This window comes from Bacillus sp. FSL K6-2869, assembly GCF_040869405.1.
Taxonomy (GTDB): Bacteria; Bacillota; Bacilli; order Bacillales; family Bacillaceae; genus Bacillus; species Bacillus altitudinis.
In genome coordinates, this window is sequence record NZ_CP152035.1 from 655,799 (window position 1) to 676,645 (window position 20,847).

21 protein-coding genes and 1 riboswitch are annotated in these 20,847 nt (G+C 43.4%); of the genes, 20 read left to right on the forward strand and 1 reads right to left on the reverse strand.

Translation table 11 applies throughout. The annotated features are described in order from the left end of the window. Window positions 1-32 precede the first annotated feature (32 nt). From MHI58_RS03255 to ablB, 20 genes are all read left to right on the forward strand, one after another. Window positions 33-1,358, forward strand: coding sequence for an NCS2 family permease (locus MHI58_RS03255; protein WP_045034513.1), 1,326 nt, complete (start codon window positions 33-35; stop codon window positions 1,356-1,358). A 207-nt stretch (window positions 1,359-1,565) separates the two neighbouring features. Further along, the gene (locus MHI58_RS03260) at window positions 1,566-1,727 is read left to right on the forward strand and encodes a hypothetical protein (RefSeq protein ID WP_008344307.1); all 162 of its coding nucleotides are present in this window, start codon (window positions 1,566-1,568) and stop codon (window positions 1,725-1,727) included. Window positions 1,728-1,745: 18 nt separating this feature from the next. Beyond that, a complete protein-coding gene (locus tag MHI58_RS03265) occupies window positions 1,746-1,928 on the forward strand; it encodes a YezD family protein (RefSeq protein WP_045034419.1) in 183 nt (60 codons plus the stop codon). A gap of 216 nt (window positions 1,929-2,144) precedes the next feature. After that, window positions 2,145-2,942: a hypothetical protein gene (locus MHI58_RS03270; protein ID WP_212361068.1), complete on the forward strand. Its 798-nt coding sequence runs from the start codon at window positions 2,145-2,147 to the stop codon at window positions 2,940-2,942. A gap of 305 nt (window positions 2,943-3,247) precedes the next feature. Next, window positions 3,248-3,802 (forward strand): DUF2179 domain-containing protein, encoded by a 555-nt coding sequence (locus MHI58_RS03275; RefSeq protein WP_008344300.1) that lies wholly within the window; start codon window positions 3,248-3,250, stop codon window positions 3,800-3,802. Beyond that, complete coding sequence (locus tag MHI58_RS03280; RefSeq protein WP_368004367.1) at window positions 3,799-3,999, forward strand: NETI motif-containing protein; 201 nt, start codon at window positions 3,799-3,801, stop codon at window positions 3,997-3,999. Before MHI58_RS03275 ends, MHI58_RS03280 begins: the two co-directional genes overlap by 4 nt. Before the next feature lie 79 nt (window positions 4,000-4,078). Next, a riboswitch (purine riboswitch) is annotated at window positions 4,079-4,180 on the forward strand. A 169-nt stretch (window positions 4,181-4,349) separates the two neighbouring features. Continuing rightward, window positions 4,350-4,838: a 5-(carboxyamino)imidazole ribonucleotide mutase gene (gene purE / locus MHI58_RS03285; RefSeq protein ID WP_017359824.1), complete on the forward strand. Its 489-nt coding sequence runs from the start codon at window positions 4,350-4,352 to the stop codon at window positions 4,836-4,838. Next, window positions 4,831-5,973, forward strand: a complete 1,143-nt coding sequence (gene purK, locus MHI58_RS03290) for a 5-(carboxyamino)imidazole ribonucleotide synthase (RefSeq protein WP_025206860.1) — start codon at window positions 4,831-4,833, stop codon at window positions 5,971-5,973. Before purE ends, purK begins: the two co-directional genes overlap by 8 nt. Next, on the forward strand, window positions 5,970-7,265 hold the full coding sequence (gene purB / locus MHI58_RS03295; protein ID WP_008355754.1) for an adenylosuccinate lyase: 1,296 nt from the start codon (window positions 5,970-5,972) through the stop codon (window positions 7,263-7,265). The genes purK and purB overlap by 4 nt, the downstream gene beginning before the upstream one ends. Window positions 7,266-7,337: 72 nt before the next feature. After that, entirely contained in the window at window positions 7,338-8,060 is a 723-nt protein-coding gene (gene purC, locus MHI58_RS03300; RefSeq protein ID WP_007496901.1) for a phosphoribosylaminoimidazolesuccinocarboxamide synthase, read from the forward strand. Beyond that, window positions 8,053-8,307 (forward strand): phosphoribosylformylglycinamidine synthase subunit PurS, encoded by a 255-nt coding sequence (gene purS, locus MHI58_RS03305; protein ID WP_008344293.1) that lies wholly within the window; start codon window positions 8,053-8,055, stop codon window positions 8,305-8,307. Before purC ends, purS begins: the two co-directional genes overlap by 8 nt. Then, entirely contained in the window at window positions 8,304-8,987 is a 684-nt protein-coding gene (gene purQ / locus MHI58_RS03310) for a phosphoribosylformylglycinamidine synthase subunit PurQ (RefSeq protein ID WP_008344292.1), read from the forward strand. The genes purS and purQ overlap by 4 nt, the downstream gene beginning before the upstream one ends. Then, the gene (gene purL, locus MHI58_RS03315; protein WP_008344291.1) at window positions 8,971-11,202 is read left to right on the forward strand and encodes a phosphoribosylformylglycinamidine synthase subunit PurL; all 2,232 of its coding nucleotides are present in this window, start codon (window positions 8,971-8,973) and stop codon (window positions 11,200-11,202) included. Before purQ ends, purL begins: the two co-directional genes overlap by 17 nt. Further along, a complete protein-coding gene (gene purF / locus MHI58_RS03320; protein WP_017359819.1) occupies window positions 11,178-12,608 on the forward strand; it encodes an amidophosphoribosyltransferase in 1,431 nt (476 codons plus the stop codon). Before purL ends, purF begins: the two co-directional genes overlap by 25 nt. Window positions 12,609-12,704: 96 nt before the next feature. After that, window positions 12,705-13,745 carry a phosphoribosylformylglycinamidine cyclo-ligase gene (gene purM, locus MHI58_RS03325; RefSeq protein ID WP_017366751.1) on the forward strand — a complete coding sequence of 347 codons (1,041 nt, stop codon included), beginning with the start codon at window positions 12,705-12,707 and terminating at the stop codon, window positions 13,743-13,745. Next, window positions 13,742-14,311 (forward strand): phosphoribosylglycinamide formyltransferase, encoded by a 570-nt coding sequence (purN, locus tag MHI58_RS03330; RefSeq protein WP_056705691.1) that lies wholly within the window; start codon window positions 13,742-13,744, stop codon window positions 14,309-14,311. The genes purM and purN overlap by 4 nt, the downstream gene beginning before the upstream one ends. Before the next feature lie 15 nt (window positions 14,312-14,326). Further along, window positions 14,327-15,865, forward strand: a complete 1,539-nt coding sequence (purH, locus tag MHI58_RS03335; protein WP_008344287.1) for a bifunctional phosphoribosylaminoimidazolecarboxamide formyltransferase/IMP cyclohydrolase — start codon at window positions 14,327-14,329, stop codon at window positions 15,863-15,865. 12 nt (window positions 15,866-15,877) lie between these two features. Continuing rightward, window positions 15,878-17,152: a phosphoribosylamine--glycine ligase gene (gene purD / locus MHI58_RS03340; protein WP_368004368.1), complete on the forward strand. Its 1,275-nt coding sequence runs from the start codon at window positions 15,878-15,880 to the stop codon at window positions 17,150-17,152. Between the two features lie 151 nt (window positions 17,153-17,303). Then, the gene (locus MHI58_RS03345; protein ID WP_071167948.1) at window positions 17,304-17,945 is read left to right on the forward strand and encodes a hypothetical protein; all 642 of its coding nucleotides are present in this window, start codon (window positions 17,304-17,306) and stop codon (window positions 17,943-17,945) included. A gap of 372 nt (window positions 17,946-18,317) precedes the next feature. Next, window positions 18,318-19,163, forward strand: coding sequence for a putative beta-lysine N-acetyltransferase (gene ablB / locus MHI58_RS03350; RefSeq protein ID WP_039168506.1), 846 nt, complete (start codon window positions 18,318-18,320; stop codon window positions 19,161-19,163). Here ablB and MHI58_RS03355 read toward each other — a convergent pair. Continuing rightward, window positions 19,158-20,816: a PucR family transcriptional regulator gene (locus MHI58_RS03355; RefSeq protein ID WP_019743753.1), complete on the reverse strand. Its 1,659-nt coding sequence runs from the start codon at window positions 20,814-20,816 to the stop codon at window positions 19,158-19,160. The two genes, ablB and MHI58_RS03355, sit on opposite strands and share 6 nt — an antisense overlap. Window positions 20,817-20,847 lie beyond the last annotated feature (31 nt).

Here is a 20,847-nt window from a genome sequence, read left to right on the forward strand (position 1 = left end):
AAGCAAAAGGACATGAAGGGAGTCAGTTGGCTTTGAAACAGTTTTTTCAGTTTGATGAGTTAGGTACGAATTATCGCAGAGAGATCATCGGCGGTTTAACGACATTTTTGTCGATGGCTTACATCTTGTTTGTCAATCCGATCACACTTGCTTTAGTAGCAGTACCGGATTTTCCAGATAAATTACGAATTGATCAGGGGGCTGTCTTTACAGCTACGGCGTTAGCTTCTGCGGCAGGTTGTTTCCTGATGGGATTGATCGCCAGGTACCCGATTGCGATTGCACCGGGCATGGGACTGAATGCGTTCTTCGCTTTCTCAGTGGTTCTTGGTATGGGAATCTCATGGCAGGCAGCACTTTCCGGTGTGTTTGTGTCAGGATTGATTTTCGTTGCTCTTTCTTTAACAGGTTTCCGTGAAAAAATCATCAATGCTATTCCAAGTGAGCTGAAGCTGGCTGTTGGTGCAGGGATTGGTTTGTTCATTACATTTGTGGGTCTTCAAGGCTCCGGTATTATTGCAAATAACGATAATACGCTCGTTTCGATTGGGAATATTCATAGTGGTCCTGTCCTGTTAACGGTATTTGGGATCATTGTGACTGTCATTTTAATGGTTCTTCGAGTGAATGCAGGTGTCTTCATTGGGATGCTTGTGACAGCCATTGCTGGAATGATCTTTGGTCTTGTGCCAGTTCCATCTCAAATTATCGGAAGCATTCCAAGTTTGTCTCCAACCTTTGGTCAAGCTTTGATTCACTTGCCAGATATTTTCTCCATTCAAATGCTTGTGGTCATTTTAACGTTCCTATTCGTTGGGTTCTTTGATACAGCTGGTACACTTGTGGCTGTGGCGACACAAGCTGGTTTAATGAAAAATAATGAGCTGCCTCGTGCAGGAAGAGCGCTTCTGGCGGATTCTTCTTCTATCGTCGTCGGTTCTGTTCTTGGAACATCAACGACGACGTCTTATGTTGAATCTAGTTCAGGTGTTGCTGCGGGTGCCCGCTCTGGTTTTGCAGCCGTCGTGACAGGTATTTTCTTCTTACTTGCGATGTTCTTCTCGCCACTATTATCTGTCGTGACATCGAATGTAACGGCACCTGCTTTAATCATTGTCGGTGCACTGATGGTAGCACCTCTTGCAAAGATCGCATGGGATCGTTTTGAAATTGCGGTACCGGCCTTCTTAACCATGATTATGATGCCACTCACATATAGTATTGCAACAGGGATTGCGATTGGTTTCATTTTCTACCCGATCACCATGATCTTTAAAGGAAAAGCAAAAGAAGTGCATCCAATTATGTACGGACTGTTTGTCATCTTTATTCTATATTTTGCTTTCTTAAATCATTAATGATTTGTCTGAAACAGCAGCTCATGGAGGCTGCTGTTTTTTGTAGGGAAATTTTAAAAACATAGTTGACTTATAGGAATTATATGTTTATGATAAAAAGACATAATTCGCTGATTGGATCACCAAAGGCGCTTTGATTTCCTTTTTTCTATAGAAGGGTTCAGAGTGCCTTTTTTTCTTGCATTCATCATAACGGGAGGGGATGACTTGTCACGCTGGCTTAGGCAGGTGATTGAGCGGAAAAAGCAGGTATTGATTGAGCAGCTCCTTTTATGGGGGCATGAAGAAAAACATGAAGCGCTCATGCATTATACGATTCATGAGCTGGAAAATGAGGTTCTCTATTTAAAAGAGCGAAAGCAAAATTAGTGGGATGGGGGATGAGCGATGGATGAACAAAAGCTGAATTTTATTTTATCTGCCTTAAAAGGGATTGAATACGGGTCGGTGGTGATCACCATTCATAATGGACAAATTACACAAGTCGATACGACAGAAAAGACTCGTTTCCCAACACACCAGGAGAATCTTCGGATTCAGAAAGCAAAGCAGGGGCGCTATCGTTCATGAAAAGTGATGAAAGGTGATGAAAAGCTGATCCACTCATCAGCTTTTTTGTTTTGGCTTATTTCTCTCCATTTAAAACCTCTTCATTCATTTATCCGTCTATTCGTATGAACGTCAAGGAATCTTGACTGAATAGAGAGACTCCGCTACTTTAATAGGAGTCATCCGGACAGGTCACCTGAGCCTGTGCGGATTGTCTGAGATAGGAGTTGATATGGGATGTTAGAGAAAGATCAAGAGCAGGTCACATCTGAAACGAAAAACGAAAACGAAGAGCCATCAATAGATCAAGAAACGAGGCAGTCCCGCCTCAGCCGCAGTGCTGCAAAACGAGGAAGAACGGCTAAGCCAGCTGATGAAGAGCGTTCAGCCATTCAGCGCATTGCAAGAGGTGTAGGCGGTGCGTTTAAGCGCTATGGCTCATATGGGCTCGCGATGTTAAAATCACCGAGCCGTGCGATCCATCAAGCGGACACTTTACGTATGAAGTACGCTTGGATTTCAATTGTGTTATTCAGTGTGTTTTTTGCTTTAGGCAACTACGTTCAATTAAAGGCGTCAAAGACCCGTTTATTAGGTTTTGGTATTCATTATTCTTTTGGTGACGCCTTTTTGAAGGTAGCGGTCTTTACACTTATTTTGTTGACACTGATGATGCTGACGGTTTGGGTGCTCGGTAAGTACATGCTGAAAGGGAACATATCGCTGAAAGAAGTGATCATGAAGTTCGGTGCCGTGCTTGTGCCGGTTTTGGTTTTATCTATCCTTTGGCTTGTATTTGCCATGCTGAATATTCCATATGTAACGGTGATTTTATCCGTGATGATGTTTTTTGGTCTTCAGCTGATTGCCATTGTGCTCTTCCGCTCCATTCAATCAGAGCAAGAAGCTGTGCGGGGAGACTTGATGTATGCCGGCTGGGTCTTTTTGTTGATTGAGCTCATTATCATTGCCCTTTTATGGGGCATAGTCGGAGAGTATTTGATCCCATCACTTGTTCCGGTTAGGTTTGGATAGAATACGTTTCAGCGTGTACTCGGTCTTTTTAAAATTCAAAGGTTTTCTATCACGCTGAAAAGAAGACAAAGGGTTAAAATAAAGTATATTTTAGCCCTTTATCAACCATCTAAAGCCTCCTTTTGAAAAAGGAGGTTTTTCATGTTGAGAAGAGGAAAAAACGGGTAAACTCTTGGTAACAAAGACCACCCCTTGTTGTCGAAAGATATATGTGTTTTTCTCGCGCAAATTTGATTGTATCAAGGTTTGTTCTCTAGTAGAATATGGGGTGCTTTATTTGATTTTTAGTGCAGGGGGTTCGAATCGTGCTTCAACAACTTTTATCCAATGCGTTCACCATGGTTTTGATTATTTTAGTGATTAACATTGTTTATGTCTCTTTTTCCACTATGCGTTTAATTTTAACAATGAAAGGCAGAAGGTACGCAGCCGCTTTTGCTGGTACTGTCGAGATGCTGATTTATGTCATTGGTTTGAGTATCGTATTAGATAACTTAGATCAAGTACAAAATGTCATTGCGTATGCGCTAGGTTATGGAATTGGAATCATTGTCGGGATGAAAATTGAAGAGAAGCTGGCACTTGGCTACATTACTGTGAACGTGATTACAAAAGAAATCGATCTAGATCTCCCAAAACAATTGAGAGAAAAAGGATATGGCGTCACCAACTGGGTAGTAGGAGGTCTTGAAGGAGACCGGTCAGCGATGCAAATTTTAACACCGAGAAAATATGAACTGCAATTATATGAAACGATTAAAACGCTTGATTCAAAGGCGTTTATCATTTCGTATGAGCCCAAAACGATTCATGGCGGCTTCTGGGTGAAGGCTGTGAAGAAAAGGAGAATTAAAGAATGACCGCAAAACCAAAGAAAAAGAAATTCTACGTGGAAGACAACATGACGATTGAACAAGTGTTGTCCCAGATGGCAGAGGAAGGCTACTCACCTGTCCGACGAATGGAGGAGCCCATCTTTCAGGAAAAGAAGGGAAATGGGTCGATTCAGATCATTCCGATTGGGAAAAAAATCGTATTTGAGGGAAAAATACTCTAAATCCGAACATTAAAACGACGACTTCATAGATTGTTCGATAAATCCGTTGACATCATGAACATCCGTTGTTAAGATAAACATGAAATCAAAACACGAGCCTCATATAATCTTGGGAATATGGCCCATAAGTTTCTACCCAGTTACCGTAAATGACTGGACTATGCAGGATAGTGAACAAAACTGACATGGCGTTTTAAAAGCGAACAGCGCTTACCATGGCCCGGTTTGTGTTGCTTCCTAACAATGCAATACAAACCGGGCCTTTTTGTTCGGCGTTTGACAAGCTACTTAGGTTTGGGAAGCGTGTCAAACGGTACAAAATCGAATAATAGCTTAAAGGTGGGGACAAAATGAAGCCGCTTGTAGGTGTCATCATGGGAAGTACATCTGATTGGGAAACAATGAAACATGCGTGCGATATCTTAGAGGAATTAAACATTCCGTATGAAAAACAGGTTGTATCCGCACATCGGACACCTGATTTGATGTTTGAATATGCGACTGAAGCAAGAGGTAAAGGACTCAAGGTCATTATTGCCGGTGCTGGAGGCGCAGCACATTTACCGGGGATGGTCGCAGCAAAAACGACACTGCCGGTCATTGGTGTGCCCGTACAATCAAAAGCATTAAACGGGCTGGATTCCTTATTATCCATCGTTCAAATGCCAGGCGGTGTACCTGTTGCCACAGTGGCAATCGGCAAAGCCGGTGCAACAAATGCAGGGCTTCTAGCTGCACAAATGATTTCAGCATTCGATGAAGCCGTTGCAGCACGCCTTGAAGAAAGAAGAGAGCAAACAAAACAAACTGTATTAGAAAGCAGTGATCAGCTTGGCTAAGCAGACCATTTTTCCAAACGCAACCATTGGTATCATCGGCGGCGGACAGCTTGGCAGATACATGGCCGTCAGTGCAAAGCAAATGGGCTACCGGGCAGCAGTCCTTGACCCTGTCACACTTTCTCCTTGTGGACAGGTTGCTGATACAGAAATCACAGCCGCATACAGTGACCTTGAAGCGATCAGGCAGCTGGCGGACATCAGCGATGTGGTCACATATGAATTTGAAAATATTGATTATGATGCACTCAATCAGCTGAAGGAAGAGGCGTATTTACCGCAAGGAAGCGAACTCCTTCTTTTAACCCAAAACCGTGAAACGGAGAAAAAAGGGATTGTAGATGCAGGCTGTGAAGTCGCCCCTTATCGCATCGTTCATGATGAGAAGGAGCTGAAAGATGCAGTAAATGCGCTTGGTTTGCCAGCTGTGCTGAAAACATGCAGAGGCGGTTACGACGGTAAAGGACAGTACGTCATCAAAGAGAAGGATCAGCTTCATGAAGCGGCTGCACTTCTTACGCATGGAACGTGCATTTTAGAAAGCTGGGTTCCTTTCCAAATGGAACTGTCCGTGATTGTGACGCGGTCTGTTCATGGGGAAATTGCGACATTCCCAGTCGCTGAGAACATTCATAAGCACAATATTTTATTCCAAAGCATCGTGCCTGCACGGGTAGATGGCAGCATTCAGGAGAAAGCAAAAGAGCTGGCAACAACGCTTGCTGAAAAGCTAGGGCTGGTCGGTACGCTTGCTGTTGAACTGTTCCTGACAAATGAAGGGAAGCTGCTCGTCAATGAACTGGCACCGCGCCCGCATAACTCTGGACATTACACATTGGATTTATGTGAGACGAGTCAGTTTGAACAGCACATTCGCGCCATATGCGGTTTGCCGCTTGGCGGAACAGCTCTTTTATCAGAGGGTATGATGGTGAATTTGCTGGGCGATGAAGTGGACATCCCAAAAGAACATCCTGAGCTTTTAAAGGAAGCGAAGCTTTATCTATATGGCAAACATGAAGTGAAAGCCGGCCGCAAAATGGGGCATATGACATTTATGAAACAGCTTGATGATGAATGGATGGCAAACATCACAAAGATATGGACTGAAAGAGATGGAGGAAACGGGAAATGATCGAACGTTACGCACGACCAGAAATGTCAGCAATCTGGACAGAGGAAAACAAATTTAATGCATGGCTTGAAGTAGAAATTCTCGCTTGTGAAGCTTGGGCAGAACTTGGTGTTATTCCAAAAGAAGACGTTGTGACAATGCGCAAGAATGCAAGCTTTGATATTGGACGTATTTTGGAGATTGAACAAGACACGCGCCACGACGTGGTTGCCTTTACGCGTGCTGTATCTGAATCTCTAGGAGAAGAAAGAAAGTGGGTTCATTACGGGTTAACATCTACAGACGTAGTGGATACGGCGCTTTCATATCTATTAAAACAGGCGAACGATATTCTGCTCAAGGACATTGAGAGATTTGTTGACATACTAAAAGAAAAAGCAAAAGAGCACAAATATACAGTCATGATGGGCCGTACGCATGGTGTACACGCTGAACCGACAACATTTGGCTTGAAGCTTGCTCTTTGGTACGAGGAAATGAAGCGTAACTTAGAACGTTTTAAACAAGCAAAAGCCGGCATCGAATACGGCAAAATCTCTGGTGCTGTTGGCACATATGCGAACATCGACCCGTTTGTTGAGCAATATGTATGTGAGAAACTTGGCATCAAAGCTGCACCAATTTCAACCCAAACCTTGCAGCGTGACCGTCATGCAGATTACATGGCAACCCTTGCTTTAGTGGCAACAAGCATTGAGAAATTTGCTGTTGAAATTCGTGGTCTTCAAAAGAGTGAAACACGTGAAGTAGAAGAGTTCTTTGCAAAAGGACAAAAAGGATCATCAGCGATGCCTCATAAACGAAACCCGATCGGTTCTGAAAATATGACGGGAATTGCCCGCGTGATCCGTGGTTATATGCTGACTGCTTATGAAAATGTACCGCTATGGCATGAGCGTGATATTTCTCATTCATCTGCTGAACGCATCATTTTACCAGATGCAACGATTGCACTGAACTATATGCTGAACCGTTTCTCTAACATTGTGAAGAATTTGACGGTGTTCCCTGAAAATATGAAACGCAACATGGACCGCACACTTGGCTTGATCTACTCTCAGCGTGTTCTTCTTGCACTTATTGATACAGGCATGGCACGTGAAGAAGCATATGACACGGTTCAGCCAAAGGCGATGGAAGCTTGGGAAAAACAAGTACCATTCCGTTCATTAGTAGAAGCAGAAGAGAAAATCACTTCACGCTTAACACCTGAACAAATCGCTGACTGCTTCGATTACAACTATCACTTGAAAAATGTCGATATGATTTTCGAACGTCTAGGTCTTGCGTAAGAAATGGGCCGCCTGCTAGTCAGGCGCCTAATCCTGAAAATTGCCAACATTCAAATTAGGAGGCCAATCTGAATGACTGTGAAACAAGAACTTCTCTACGAAGGCAAAGCGAAAAGAATCTATCAGACCGATGACGAGCATATTTTATATGTCGAATATAAAGACTCAGCTACAGCATTTAACGGTGAGAAGAAAGCGGAAATTGAAGGCAAAGGCAGACTGAATAACGAAATTTCTAGCTTGATTTTTCAAATGCTACATGAGAAAGGGATCAACAATCACTTTGTGAAACGCCTATCTGAAACAGAACAGCTCATTCAAAAGGTAGACATCGTACCGCTTGAAGTCGTTGTGCGAAACGTGGTGGCAGGCAGTATGTCAAAACGTCTTGGGATTCCAGAGGGAACGAAACTGGACACACCTTTGATCGAGTTTTACTACAAAGATGATGCACTCGGCGATCCGCTCATTACAGAAGATCATATTCGCATTTTACATGCAGCGACACCTGAGCAGGTCGAGGAGATGAAACAAATCACAAGACAAGTGAATGAAGAATTGAAGCAAATCTTCTCAGATTGCCATGTGAATTTAATTGATTTCAAGCTTGAATTCGGAATAGATCACGAGAATCGTATTTTGCTAGCTGATGAGATTTCACCTGATACGTGCAGGCTTTGGGACAAAGACACAAACGAAAAGCTTGATAAAGACGTGTTCAGACGAAACCTGGGCGGCTTAACAAATGCATACGAAGAAATTTTCAAAAGACTTGGAGGCCATAAACATGTATAAAGTGAAAATTTTTGTCAGCTTAAAAGAGAGCGTTCTTGATCCACAAGGAAGTGCCGTGCAGCACGCTTTGCATAGCATGTCTTATCAGGAAGTAAAGGATGTCCGTATCGGGAAATATATGGAGCTAGTCATTGAGAAATCAGAACGTGACTTAGATACAGTGGTCAAAGAAATGTGTGAAAAATTGCTTGCCAATACGGTGATTGAAGATTACCGCTATGAGGTGGAGGAGGTTGTCGCACAGTGAAGTTTGCAGTGATCGTCTTGCCTGGCTCTAACTGTGATATCGATATGTACCATGCGATTCAAGATGAGTTAGGTGAACAAGTTGAATATGTATGGCACGACGAAACGAGTCTTGATGGTTTTGACGGTGTACTCGTACCAGGCGGTTTCTCTTATGGGGATTACTTAAGATGCGGTGCGATTGCTCGTTTTTCTAACATCATGCCGGCTGTGAAAAAAGCAGCTGCGGAAGGAAAACCTGTTCTTGGTGTTTGTAACGGGTTCCAAATTCTTCAGGAGCTTGGCATTTTGCCAGGTGCAATGAGACGGAATAAAGATCTAAAATTTATCTGTCGTCCAGTTGAACTCATTGTAGAGAACAACGAAACGCAATTTACAAGCGGTTATCAAAAAGGTGAATCGATTACGATTCCTGTAGCACACGGTGAAGGTAACTTCTACTGTGACGAAGACACGTTAGCGAAGCTGATTGAACGAGGCCAAATCGCTTTCACTTACGGTGACGATATTAACGGCAGTGTCAATCGAATTGCAGGTGTAACGAATGAACAGGGCAATGTACTCGGCATGATGCCGCACCCTGAGCGCGCGGTTGACTCATTACTAGGCAGCGCAGACGGACTTAAATTGTTTCAATCTATCGTGAAAAATTGGAGGGACACTCATGTCACTACTGCTTGAACCAAGTCACAAGCAAATTAAAGAAGAGAAATTGTATCAGCAAATGGGATTGAGTGATGAAGAATTCGCTTTAATCGAATCCATTATTGGCAGGCTGCCAAACTACACAGAAACGGGTATCTTTTCTGTCATGTGGTCAGAGCATTGCAGTTATAAAAACTCAAAGCCTGTTTTAAGCAAATTCCCGACAAAAGGAGAGCATGTTCTTCAAGGTCCTGGGGAAGGCGCTGGAATCGTTGATATTGGAGACAACCAAGCGGTTGTATTTAAAATCGAATCACATAACCATCCATCTGCAATTGAACCGTATCAAGGAGCGGCAACAGGTGTCGGCGGAATCATCCGTGATGTATTCTCCATGGGGGCTCGTCCAATTGCGGTATTAAACTCTCTTCGTTTTGGTGAACTGACTTCACCGCGCGTGAAGTACTTGTTTGAAGAAGTAGTGGCAGGGATTGCAGGCTATGGAAACTGTATCGGTATTCCAACAGTCGGCGGAGAAGTTCATTTTGATCAAAGCTATGAAGGCAACCCGCTCGTTAACGCGATGTGTGTAGGGTTAATCAACCACGAAGACATCAAGAAAGGGCAGGCAAAAGGTGTTGGCAATACGGTCATGTACGTTGGTGCTAAAACGGGACGTGACGGGATTCACGGTGCAACATTTGCGTCTGAAGAATTTTCTGATGAATCAGAAGAAAAACGTTCAGCGGTTCAAGTCGGCGATCCGTTCATGGAAAAGCTTTTGCTTGAAGCATGTCTTGAAGTCATCAAAAATGATGCGCTTGTGGGCATTCAAGATATGGGAGCGGCTGGCTTAACTAGCTCAAGTGCAGAGATGGCAAGTAAAGCCGGTTCGGGTATCGAAATGAACCTAGACCTGATCCCTCAGCGTGAAACAGGCATGTCAGCGTATGAAATGATGCTGTCTGAATCCCAAGAGAGAATGCTGTTGGTCATTGAAAAAGGCCGTGAGCAAGAAATCATTGATATTTTTGAAAAATACGATCTTGAAGCAGTCTCAGTCGGTCATGTGACAGACGATAAAATGCTTCGTTTACTCCATCAAGGAGAAGTAGTGTGTGAGCTTCCAGTTGATGCTCTTGCAGAAGAAGCACCGGTTTATCATAAGCCGTCAAGTGAGCCTGCATACTATCGCGAGTTTTTAGAAACAAAAGTGGAAGCTCCAGCGATCACAGATGCAGCAGATACGTTGAAACAGCTGTTAAAACAGCCAACGATTGCGAGCAAAGAATGGGTTTACGATCAATACGACTATATGGTTCGTACAAACACAGTCGTTGCACCTGGCTCTGATGCGGGTGTGCTTAGAATCCGTGGGACGAAAAAAGCTCTTGCGATGACAACAGATTGTAATGCACGTTATCTTTACCTTGATCCAGAGGTCGGCGGGAAAATCGCCGTCGCAGAAGCCGCACGTAACATTGTCTGCTCAGGCGCTCGTCCGCTTGCAGTAACAGATAACTTGAACTTCGGTAACCCGGAGAAACCAGAAATCTTCTGGCAGATTGAAAAATCTGCTGACGGCATTAGCGAAGCTTGCCGTACATTAAGCACACCGGTCATCGGCGGTAACGTCTCTTTATATAACGAGTCAAATGGAACAGCCATTTACCCAACGCCAGTTATTGGCATGGTTGGTTTGATTGAAGATACAGCTCATATTACGACTCAATCGTTCCAACAGGCAGGCGATGTGATTTTCGTCATTGGTGAAACGAAGGAAGAATTTGCAGGCAGTGAGCTTCAAAAAATGACAGAAGGCCGTATCTACGGAAAAGCACCAGAAATTGATTTGGATGTAGAGCTGGCGCGTCAAGAAGCCCTATTAGCAGCAATTCAAAACGGACTTGTTCAGTCAGCACATGATGTGTCTGAAGGTGGTCTTGGTGTAGCACTAGCTGAAAGTACATTTGGAACAGATGGTCTTGGCGCTGATATCCAGATCGATCTAAACAGCGCTGCATCACTATTCAGTGAATCACAGTCACGTTTTGTCGTCACAGTAAAACCAGAAAACCGCGAAGCGTTTGCTGCGGCTGTGCAAGATGCAAAAGAAGTCGGAACGGTCACAAATGATGGTGTATTCACTGTCAAAAATCAAGAAGGACAACAATGGATTCATGCGGCAGTCAACGAGCTTGAACGCGCATGGAAAGGAGCGATCCCATGCTTGCTGAAATCAGAGGCTTAAACGAAGAATGTGGCGTCTTTGGGGTTTGGGGACACGAAGAAGCCCCGCAAATCACATATTACGGATTGCATAGCCTTCAGCACCGAGGACAAGAAGGTGCGGGAATTATTGCAACAGACGGTGAAAACCTGACGTCACACAAAGGCCTTGGACTGATTACGGAAGTGTTCCAAAATGGTGAGCTTAAGGATTTAAAGGGAAAAGGTGCGATCGGACACGTTCGGTATGCGACAGCAGGCGGAGGCGGCTTTGAGAATGTGCAGCCCCTCTTCTTCCGCTCGCAAAACAATGGCAGTCTTGCCCTTGCTCATAATGGAAACTTGGTTAATGCAACGCAATTAAAACAGCAGCTAGAGAACCAAGGAAGTATTTTTCAAACGTCTTCTGATACCGAAGTGCTCGCTCACTTAATTAAGCGTAGCGGATATATGGATTTGAAGGATCAAATCAAAAATGCTCTGTCTATGTTAAAAGGAGCTTATGCTTTCCTAATCATGACGGAAACAGAAATGATCGTAGCGCTTGATCCGAACGGATTACGCCCACTTTCACTTGGTATGCTTGGTGATGCTTATGTTGTCGCTTCTGAAACATGTGCATTTGATGTCGTCGGTGCTACCTATTTACGAGATGTAGAGCCTGGCGAAATGCTGATCATTAATGATGAAGGCTTAAAATCTGAGCGCTTTTCGATGAACATTAACCGTAGCATGTGCAGCATGGAATACATTTATTTCTCAAGACCGGACAGCAATATCAATGGCATCAACGTGCATAGTGCGAGAAAGAATCTTGGCAAGAAGCTTGCAGAAGAAGCACATGTCGAAGCAGATGTCGTGACAGGTGTGCCAGACTCCAGTATTTCTGCAGCGATTGGCTATGCCGAAGCAACTGGTATTCCATATGAGCTAGGTTTAATTAAAAACCGTTATGTCGGCCGGACATTTATTCAGCCGTCTCAAGCATTGCGTGAGCAGGGCGTGCGCATGAAGCTGTCTGCTGTGCGTGGGGTGGTCGAAGGCAAACGTGTCGTCATGGTGGATGATTCCATCGTACGTGGAACCACAAGCCGCCGAATTGTGACGATGCTAAGAGAAGCAGGTGCGACGGAAGTGCATGTACGCATTAGTTCACCGCCAATCGCTCATCCGTGTTTTTATGGAATTGATACGTCTACACACGAAGAGCTGATTGCGTCATCTCATTCAGTGGAAGAAATTAGACAGGAAATCGGTGCAGACACCATTGCATTTTTATCTGTAGACGGTTTAATGGACGGGATTGGCAGAAAGTATGATGATCCGCAGCGCGGTCAGTGTTTAGCATGCTTTACTGGAAAATACCCGACCGAAATTTATGAAGATACTGTCCTTCCTCATGTGAAGGAAACAGTCCTGACGAAATAATCGAATAATGGAGCAGCAGTCAACGTGATTTGATATGCTGCTCTTTCATTCTGCCGAAAATACATGGAAGACAAGCAGATAAAAGGAGTGAATGGGATGTCAGAAGCATATAAAAACGCCGGTGTCGACATCGAAGCAGGATACGAAGCCGTTAAACGAATGAAAACACACGTAGAACGTACAAAAAGAGCAGGTGTCATGGGCGCTCTAGGTGGATTTGGCGGGATGTTTGATTTATCTGAACTGCCATACAAAAAGCCCGTTCTTGTCTCAGGAACAGATGGTGTTGGTACGAAATTAAAGCTCGCTTTTTTAATGGATCAACACGATACGATCGGTGTAGATGCTGTAGCTATGTGTGTGAACGATGTACTTGCACAAGGGGCAGAGCCGCTCTTTTTCTTAGATTACTTAGCAGTTGGAAAAGCAGATCCTTTGAAAATTGAATCCATCGTCAAAGGTGTAGCTGACGGATGCGAGCAGTCTGGTTCAGCGCTTGTCGGCGGAGAGACAGCAGAAATGCCGGGACTTTACACAGAAGAAGAATATGATATTGCTGGATTTTCTGTAGGTGTCGTTGAAAAGGATGAAATCGTCACAGGTGAGAACATCAAGGAAGGGCATTTGCTGATTGGACTCAGCTCTAGCGGCATTCATAGCAATGGCTATTCTCTTGTACGAAAAGTATTGCTTGAAGATGCGGGTCTAGATCTTCACCAAACGTATGAACCTTTTACAAGACCGCTTGGAGAAGAGCTGCTGGAACCGACGAAGATTTATGTCAAGCCTGTTCTTAAACAAGTGAAAGCTGGCAAGGTTGACGGTATGGCACATGTGACAGGCGGCGGCTTTATTGAGAATTTACCACGTATGCTACCTGAAGGACTTGGTGTTGAGATTGATAACGGCTCATGGCCGGTCCCGCCTATTTTCTCCTTTATTCAAGAAAAAGGGCAATTGAAAGCAGAAGAGATGTTCAATGTATTTAATATGGGCATTGGCTTTGTCCTAGCCGTCAAAGAGGATGATCTTGTGGATGTGATCAGCGGACTTGAACAAGACGGAGAGAAAGCCTTTCTGATCGGACGAGTTCAAAAAGGAGAAGGCGTCACTTTCGGTGGTGGAAGCCTCTCATGAAAAAGTTTGCGATCTTCGCCTCTGGAAGCGGGACAAATTTTCAAGCCATTATTGATACGTTAAAAGAAGAACAGTGGCAGGCAAAAGCCGCCATTGTGATCTGTGATAAACCGGGTGCGAAGGTGCTGGAGCGGGCAGAGAAAGAGGGTATTCCGTCCTTTTCTTTTACGCCGAAGGCTTTCCCGAGTAAAGCCGCTTTTGAGCAAACCATCATTGAACAGCTGAAGCTGCATGAAGTGGAATGGATTTTCCTCGCTGGGTATATGCGACTGATCGGTCCGACATTGCTTGATGCATTTAGAGGGAAAATCGTGAATATCCACCCATCTTTATTGCCAGCATTTCCTGGACTCGATGCGATTGGACAAGCCTATCAAGCAGGAGTCAAAGTGGCTGGTATTACGGTTCATTATGTCGATGAAGGCATGGATACCGGCCCGATTATTGACCAAGCAGCCATTCATATTGAACAAGGGGAAGACCTTGAATCCATTGAAAAAAGAATGCATGAATTAGAACATACACTATATCCAAAAGTGATCAAATCACTTTTAGAATTATCTTAATGAGGTGACAAAGGCATGACGATCAAACGCGCATTAATCAGTGTTTCCGATAAAACAAATCTTGTACCTTTTGTGAAAGAACTAACAGAACTTGGCGTTGAAGTGATTTCAACTGGTGGTACACACAAACTTCTTCAAGAGAACGGCATTGATGTCATTGGTATTTCTGAAGTGACTGGCTTCCCAGAAATCATGGACGGACGACTCAAAACACTTCATCCAAATATTCACGGTGGACTATTAGCAGTGAGAGAAAACGATGAGCATATGGCACAGATTGAAAAGCACGGCATTCAGCCGATTGATCTTGTCGTTGTGAATCTATATCCATTTAAAGAGACCATTTCCAAAGACGATGTCACGTATGAAGAAGCGATTGAAAACATTGATATTGGCGGACCGGGTATGCTTCGTGCTGCTTCTAAAAATCATCAGGACGTCACGGTGATTGTGGACCCGCGTGATTATGATTCTGTCGTTCAACAAATCAAAGAAGGTGGCGTATCACTAGAGAAAAAACGTGAGCTTGCAGCAAAAGTATTCCGTCATACAGCTGCTTACGATGCCCTGATTGCGGATTATTTAACGAACTTTGTTGGCGAAACAGAGCCAGAACAGTTCACAGTCACATTTGAGAAAAAGCAATCTCTTCGTTATGGAGAAAACCCGCACCAAGCGGCGACGTTCTATGAAAATGCGCTTCCAAGCAAAGGCTCTTTAGCTACTGCAACGCAATTACATGGAAAAGAACTTTCCTACAACAACATCAAAGATGCAGATGCAGCACTTCAAATTGTACGTGAATTTACGGAGCCAGCGGCTGTGGCTGTAAAGCATATGAATCCATGTGGTGTTGGGACAGGAGAAACGATTGCAGAAGCATTTGATCGTGCATTTAAAGCAGATGAAACATCTATTTTCGGCGGCATTGTGGCGCTTAATCGTGAAGTAGACAAGCAAACGGCTGAGGTGCTCCATACGATTTTCTTAGAAATCGTCATCGCACCATCGTTTAGCCAAGAAGCACTTGATGTGCTAACAGCGAAAAAGAACCTTCGTCTACTAACATTAGATGTTGAAGCAGATCTTGGGAAAAAAGAAAAGCAGCTCACAAGTGTTCATGGTGGATTGCTCGTTCAGGATATCGACACATACGGCTTAGAGGAAGCAACGATCTCTATCCCAACGAAGAGAGAGCCGACTGAAGACGAATGGAAAGACTTAAAGCTCGCTTGGAAAGTCGTCAAGCATGTGAAATCAAATGCCATCGTTCTAGCGAAGGATCAAATGACAGCAGGTATTGGTGCTGGTCAAATGAACCGTGTTGGCTCGGCTAACATTGCGATTGAGCAAGCAGGTGAAAAGGCAAAAGGCAGTGCACTAGGTTCTGATGCATTTTTCCCAATGGGCGATACAGTGGAAGCTGCTGCAAAGGCAGGCGTCACAGCGATCATCCAGCCAGGTGGTTCCATTCGTGATGAAGAATCAATCCAAAAAGCAGATGAATACGGCATCGCCATGGTCTTCACTGGCGTTAGACATTTCAAACATTAAGGGGATGACAGTGTGAACGTATTAATTATCGGCAGAGGTGGAAGAGAGCATACCATCGCATGGAAAGTGAATCAAAGCGAACTTGTCAGCCAAGTATTTGTCGCACCCGGCAATGATGGAATGACAGATGCTGCGAAGCTTATCCCAATCGACGAGGGCGATCATGAGGCGTTAATTCGTTTTGCAAAAGACAATAACATCGGTTTAACAATTGTCGGTCCAGAGGTTCCATTAATTGCAGGTGTCGTCGATGCATTTGAAGAAGCAGGTCTCAAGGTATTTGGACCGAATGCAAAAGCCGCAGTCATTGAAGGCTCAAAAGAATTTGCAAAGGACTTAATGAAAAATTATGAGATTCCGACAGCCGCTTACGCCACTTTTACATCGTTTGAAGAAGCGAAGGCATATGTGGAAGAAAAGGGTGCCCCAATTGTCATTAAAGCAGATGGGCTTGCTGCCGGAAAAGGCGTGACAGTGGCAATGACGCTTGAAGAGGCAATCAACTGCCTGCATGACTTTTTAGAGGATGAAAAGTTTGGCGATGCGAGTGCATCGGTTGTCATTGAAGAATTTTTAACAGGTGAAGAGTTTTCTCTGATGGCCTTTGTCAATGGAGAAAAGGTGTATCCGATGGTGATCGCACAGGATCATAAACGGGCATTTGAAGATGACAAAGGACCAAACACCGGCGGGATGGGCGCTTATTCACCGGTTCCACAAATTTCTGATGAAGTGGTACAAAAAGCGGTGGAAGACGTCGTCAAACCAGCAGCTCGCGCGATGGTGCAGGAAGAGCGTTCGTTTACAGGCATTTTATATGCAGGCTTAATGCTAACACCAGAAGGCTCAAAAGTCATTGAGTTCAATGCACGCTTTGGCGACCCTGAAACGCAAGTAGTGCTCCCTCGTCTTGAATCAGATCTAGTCCAAGTATTCCTCGACATTCTAGATGGAAAAGATGTGGACTTGCAGTGGAAAGACACAGCCGCTGTCAGTGTCGTTCTTGCATCAGAAGGATACCCGGAAGACTACGCAAAAGGCACACCAATCGGTGCTTTGCAAACAACGGTCTCTGATGTCGTGACCTTCCATGCAGGAACGAAAAAGGAAAACGATCAATTTGTCACAAATGGCGGACGTGTAGCAAATGTGACCGCATTTGACGACACATTTGAAGCGGCAAGATCAAGAGTGTATGAAGCGGTTGAAGAAATCATTCAGCCAGGTTTATTTTATCGCCGTGACATTGGCGCCCGTGCGCTGAAGGCGGCGGGGAAAACTACATGATTATACTAGACTCTCTCACTATGTGAGTGGGTCTTTTTTTATATTATAAAACTCACAGATAAACCTTAAAATTACTTTAAATGTATAAAAAAACCTTTTTATTTTCATTTTAATGTTATAAATTTAATATATTACAAAGGGAGGTATAATAATGAAAAAAGTGATTTCATCAGTTCTTCTAGTTCTCGTATTAGTAAGCTCAGCTTTTGCTATTCCTGCACCAACTTCTGCTAAAGAATTTGGTTCTATCAATCTTAATAAGGTTCATAATTTAGGTAAAACAGGAAATACCAAAATTGAAAAAATTTCATATGATCAATATGTTAAGGAAGTATCCAAATCAAGGGGGATCTCTAAGAAAGAAGTTCAAAAATCTTCTACAAATTTATCAAAGAAACAATTTAGTACAGCTGCAACAAAATACAGTATGCATAAAATGACAATTGTTCAGGATGTAGGTTTTTTATATCAACCTAAAGTTCAAATTTATGCTTGGACATATGCGAGTGGATCATTTGTACAATTTAAATATATTGAAGATATAGACTTAGACAGATATTCTAGCCTTGGTTCAAAACATTTTGCTGGTAAAGTTAAAGCAAAAATAACTTCTCCAACTGCTATTTGGTGGTATGTAAATGGAGACTTCTATAATAATGGAACCACTAATGTATCAATAAGTGGAAGTGGTTCTGCAGCAGTAAAAGGGGTAACAGTAACTGGTAGTTTCTCAGTTTCTAAATCTTCAAATCATTACAAATATTGGAATAATAGTGGTACTAAACATCGTTAATTATAGAAATTATTTTCTGAAATTTTCGAGAAAATTGGTTTAATCAAAACACCTTTCTATCTAACGAGATGGAAAGGTGTTTTTTCTTCTTTTGATGATTAGAAGGGATAAAGCCCGAATATGGAGAAGTGTTATTGGATGACCCATTCACGAGGAGGCAACATGGAATTTAAGGCAATTATTCTCTTTGCAATATTCATGATCATTTTATTTCTCATAAACATAAATAACATTATGTTATTTGCCATTAAACACAATAAAATGAAAAAAGCTTCAGCCATTAGTTATATGATCCTATCCATTTTTTCTGGCGTTGCTATTTCTTCATTTTTAATTTGGAAGTTTTTCATTAGCTAAGAGGGGAATGAGTGTATGGTGCAATTGAAGAAACTTGCAAACGAGCGATTTTCTGCTTTGATCTGTATGGATCCATTCAATGAGCGAATTCGTTTGGATGACTATAGCGGCAGGGTGCAGGATGTGATTCAGTCCGTGCTTCAGGAAGCGGCGGACTGCAAGGCGTCTAAGGTTATTGTAAAAGTAAGGCGCGAGCATATGCCTCTTTTTTTAGCAAAAGGCTTTCGGCTTGAAGGCGTGTTTTCTCATTATTTCCTCGGAAGTGATGCGTACGGCATGTCGCTTTTTCTGACCGAAGATCGAATGAACAGCCCATTTTGGCTGAAGGAAGATGAAATCGTTGCGTCTATTCAAGAAAAGCCGATGAAAAAAGACCAAGGCGTGTGGCAGGATGAGTATGTGATGAGGAAAGCCGGTCCAGAGGATGTGCACAAGCTGGCAGCGCTCTATGATACGGTCTTTGAAACGTACCCCACGCCAATGAACGAGCCAGATTACATCCGAAAGGTAATGGAGGAAGGGACGGTTTTTTATGCCGTTGAACATGACGGTCAACTTGTAAGTGCCGCATCCGCTGAAATCAATGCACCGTATGGTCATGCAGAATTAACAGATTGTGCAACCCTTCCCACATACAGAAAACTAGGATTCATGCATCATTTGATTCTAGCCCTCGAACAAGAGCTTCAATCCATGCACATTTATGTCTTTTATTCTCTTGCCCGTGCACTGTCCTATGGAATGAATCAAGTATTTTATCAGCTCGGGTATACATACACCGGACGCTTTCAAAACAACTGCTATATTTTTGACAAAATTGAAGATATGAATCTATGGGTCAAAACGCCAAATGAATCATGAGATGGTTCTCATCTGATCAAGCAGACCAGATAGGCGGTACGCCATGATACTCAGCTGCAGCTTCATCCGATCATCAGTGGATTTGAGGCTGCAGCCTGTTCTCGTTTCAATTTGTTTCAACCGGTAGCTTAACGTATGCCGGTGAATAAACAATTCCCCCGCTGACTTTTGAATATTTTCATTGTGTGCCAAATACACTTCGAGTGTATGAATGAGGTCAGCTCCTTGTTTTTTTGTATAAAGCAGCGGGCTTAACAGCTCCACATAAAAGTCATGCAAATTCATTCCGGCTTCGTTCATTTCAAGCAGCATCCCATATAGACCGAGCTTCTGATAATGAATGATGCTGTCATCTGTTTTCAAAAGAGGAAGAAGCCTTGCTGCATACTGGGCTTCTTTTGCACTTTTAGCAAAGAGACTGATCTGGTCGTAGGCTCTTCCAATGCCAATCACAATGGGATGGACGGGGAAAAAATAAGACCAAGTACTGCGGCATTCTTCTGATGCGCGATACCAATTTGTTTCTTGATACGTGCTTTTCCCTGCAGGCGTCAAGACGAAAATGGAATCAAGCCTTGCCTTTAATAAAAAAGGAATTTGTCTGCGTTCAAAAATGGATGTGAGCAATTGGGATAGGCGCTGCACCATTTGATGGTCGAGCTGTGTGTGCTGATGCTGAAATTGAAAGTAGATGACGACTTGTTCTTCGCTCATATCATATTGCAGCTTTCTTGCTTGTTCGATGACATAACTTTCTTCTGTGTATTGCTGTTGCAGCATATCATCCAATAAATGCCCCTGCATTTGGTTTTCTGTATCTTGAATGGCTTTTTGTTTTAACCATTCAATCGCATACACCGCACCGGCATGCTCAATGGCGATGGCATCGAGATGGTGCCACGTCTCTTTTTTCTTTAACGCCACAATGAACCCGAAAATATCGCCCATTGCAATCACAGGGCATGCAGCTAGAACAAACGCACCATATGTGTCATAGACGAGCCGGCCTTTTTCCTCTGCCTGCTTGAGCAGAGAAGAGGTTTCAATCGGTTCGTCATCTGTTAGAAAGCCAAAAGCAGGAGAATAGGTCACTTCGTCTGTTTCGAGATGAGCTGCTGTTTGGTGCAAAAACACATCCAGTACGACGATATTTGCTGCTGTGAGATGTGCCAGTTCATCTGTAATTTGCGTGACATTTTTATTGCTCACATTTAAATGGGTCAGTCTTTGATGAATCGCAGAAGAATATTTGAGCTGATGGAGCTGACTACTGACGATTTGTTCTAGAACGGCTTTTGTGATGTCTGAAAAATTGACATGGGGCGGAATCTCGATGAGTGGAATACCGCTATTTTCGGCGGCTTCAATGAGTGATGCGGGAATTTCCGTTAAGTACACGCCTTTATAAATGGCAATGGCTGAAAGACGATGAGATTGAATCAATTTTTCAAGCCGGATGCGTCTTTCTTTATTTTCTGTCAGTCCAAACCCAGTTGTAACAAGCAATTCTCCTTCGGAAAGTCTAGACGTGTCCTCAATAATTTCCACAATGGTCACCCACTGGATAAGACGATCCAGTCCATTTTCTCCAGCAAGCAGTTTGGTTTCTTTCATCATATCGAGCGAGAGTGCATCTTTGACGAGAATCGCCATAGACTCATGACCTCCTTTTGAACACTCTTAT

Excerpts from the sequence above, each read along its gene's own strand:
- MHI58_RS03265 (WP_045034419.1), top strand. The coding sequence starts at position 1,746 with ATGGATGAACAAAAGCTGAATTTTATTTTATCTGCCTTAAAAGGGATT.
- MHI58_RS03270 (WP_212361068.1), top strand. The coding sequence starts at position 2,145 with ATGTTAGAGAAAGATCAAGAGCAGGTCACATCTGAAACGAAAAACGAA.
- MHI58_RS03280 (WP_368004367.1), top strand. The coding sequence starts at position 3,799 with ATGACCGCAAAACCAAAGAAAAAGAAATTCTACGTGGAAGACAACATG.
- purE (WP_017359824.1), top strand. The coding sequence starts at position 4,350 with ATGAAGCCGCTTGTAGGTGTCATCATGGGAAGTACATCTGATTGGGAA.
- purB (WP_008355754.1), top strand. The coding sequence starts at position 5,970 with ATGATCGAACGTTACGCACGACCAGAAATGTCAGCAATCTGGACAGAG.
- purC (WP_007496901.1), top strand. The coding sequence starts at position 7,338 with ATGACTGTGAAACAAGAACTTCTCTACGAAGGCAAAGCGAAAAGAATC.
- purS (WP_008344293.1), top strand. The coding sequence starts at position 8,053 with ATGTATAAAGTGAAAATTTTTGTCAGCTTAAAAGAGAGCGTTCTTGAT.
- purL (WP_008344291.1), top strand. The coding sequence starts at position 8,971 with ATGTCACTACTGCTTGAACCAAGTCACAAGCAAATTAAAGAAGAGAAA.
- purF (WP_017359819.1), top strand. The coding sequence starts at position 11,178 with ATGCTTGCTGAAATCAGAGGCTTAAACGAAGAATGTGGCGTCTTTGGG.
- purM (WP_017366751.1), top strand. The coding sequence starts at position 12,705 with ATGTCAGAAGCATATAAAAACGCCGGTGTCGACATCGAAGCAGGATAC.
- purN (WP_056705691.1), top strand. The coding sequence starts at position 13,742 with ATGAAAAAGTTTGCGATCTTCGCCTCTGGAAGCGGGACAAATTTTCAA.
- purH (WP_008344287.1), top strand. The coding sequence starts at position 14,327 with ATGACGATCAAACGCGCATTAATCAGTGTTTCCGATAAAACAAATCTT.
- MHI58_RS03345 (WP_071167948.1), top strand. The coding sequence starts at position 17,304 with ATGAAAAAAGTGATTTCATCAGTTCTTCTAGTTCTCGTATTAGTAAGC.
- ablB (WP_039168506.1), top strand. The coding sequence starts at position 18,318 with ATGGTGCAATTGAAGAAACTTGCAAACGAGCGATTTTCTGCTTTGATC.
- MHI58_RS03355 (WP_019743753.1), bottom strand. The coding sequence starts at position 20,816 with ATGGCGATTCTCGTCAAAGATGCACTCTCGCTCGATATGATGAAAGAA.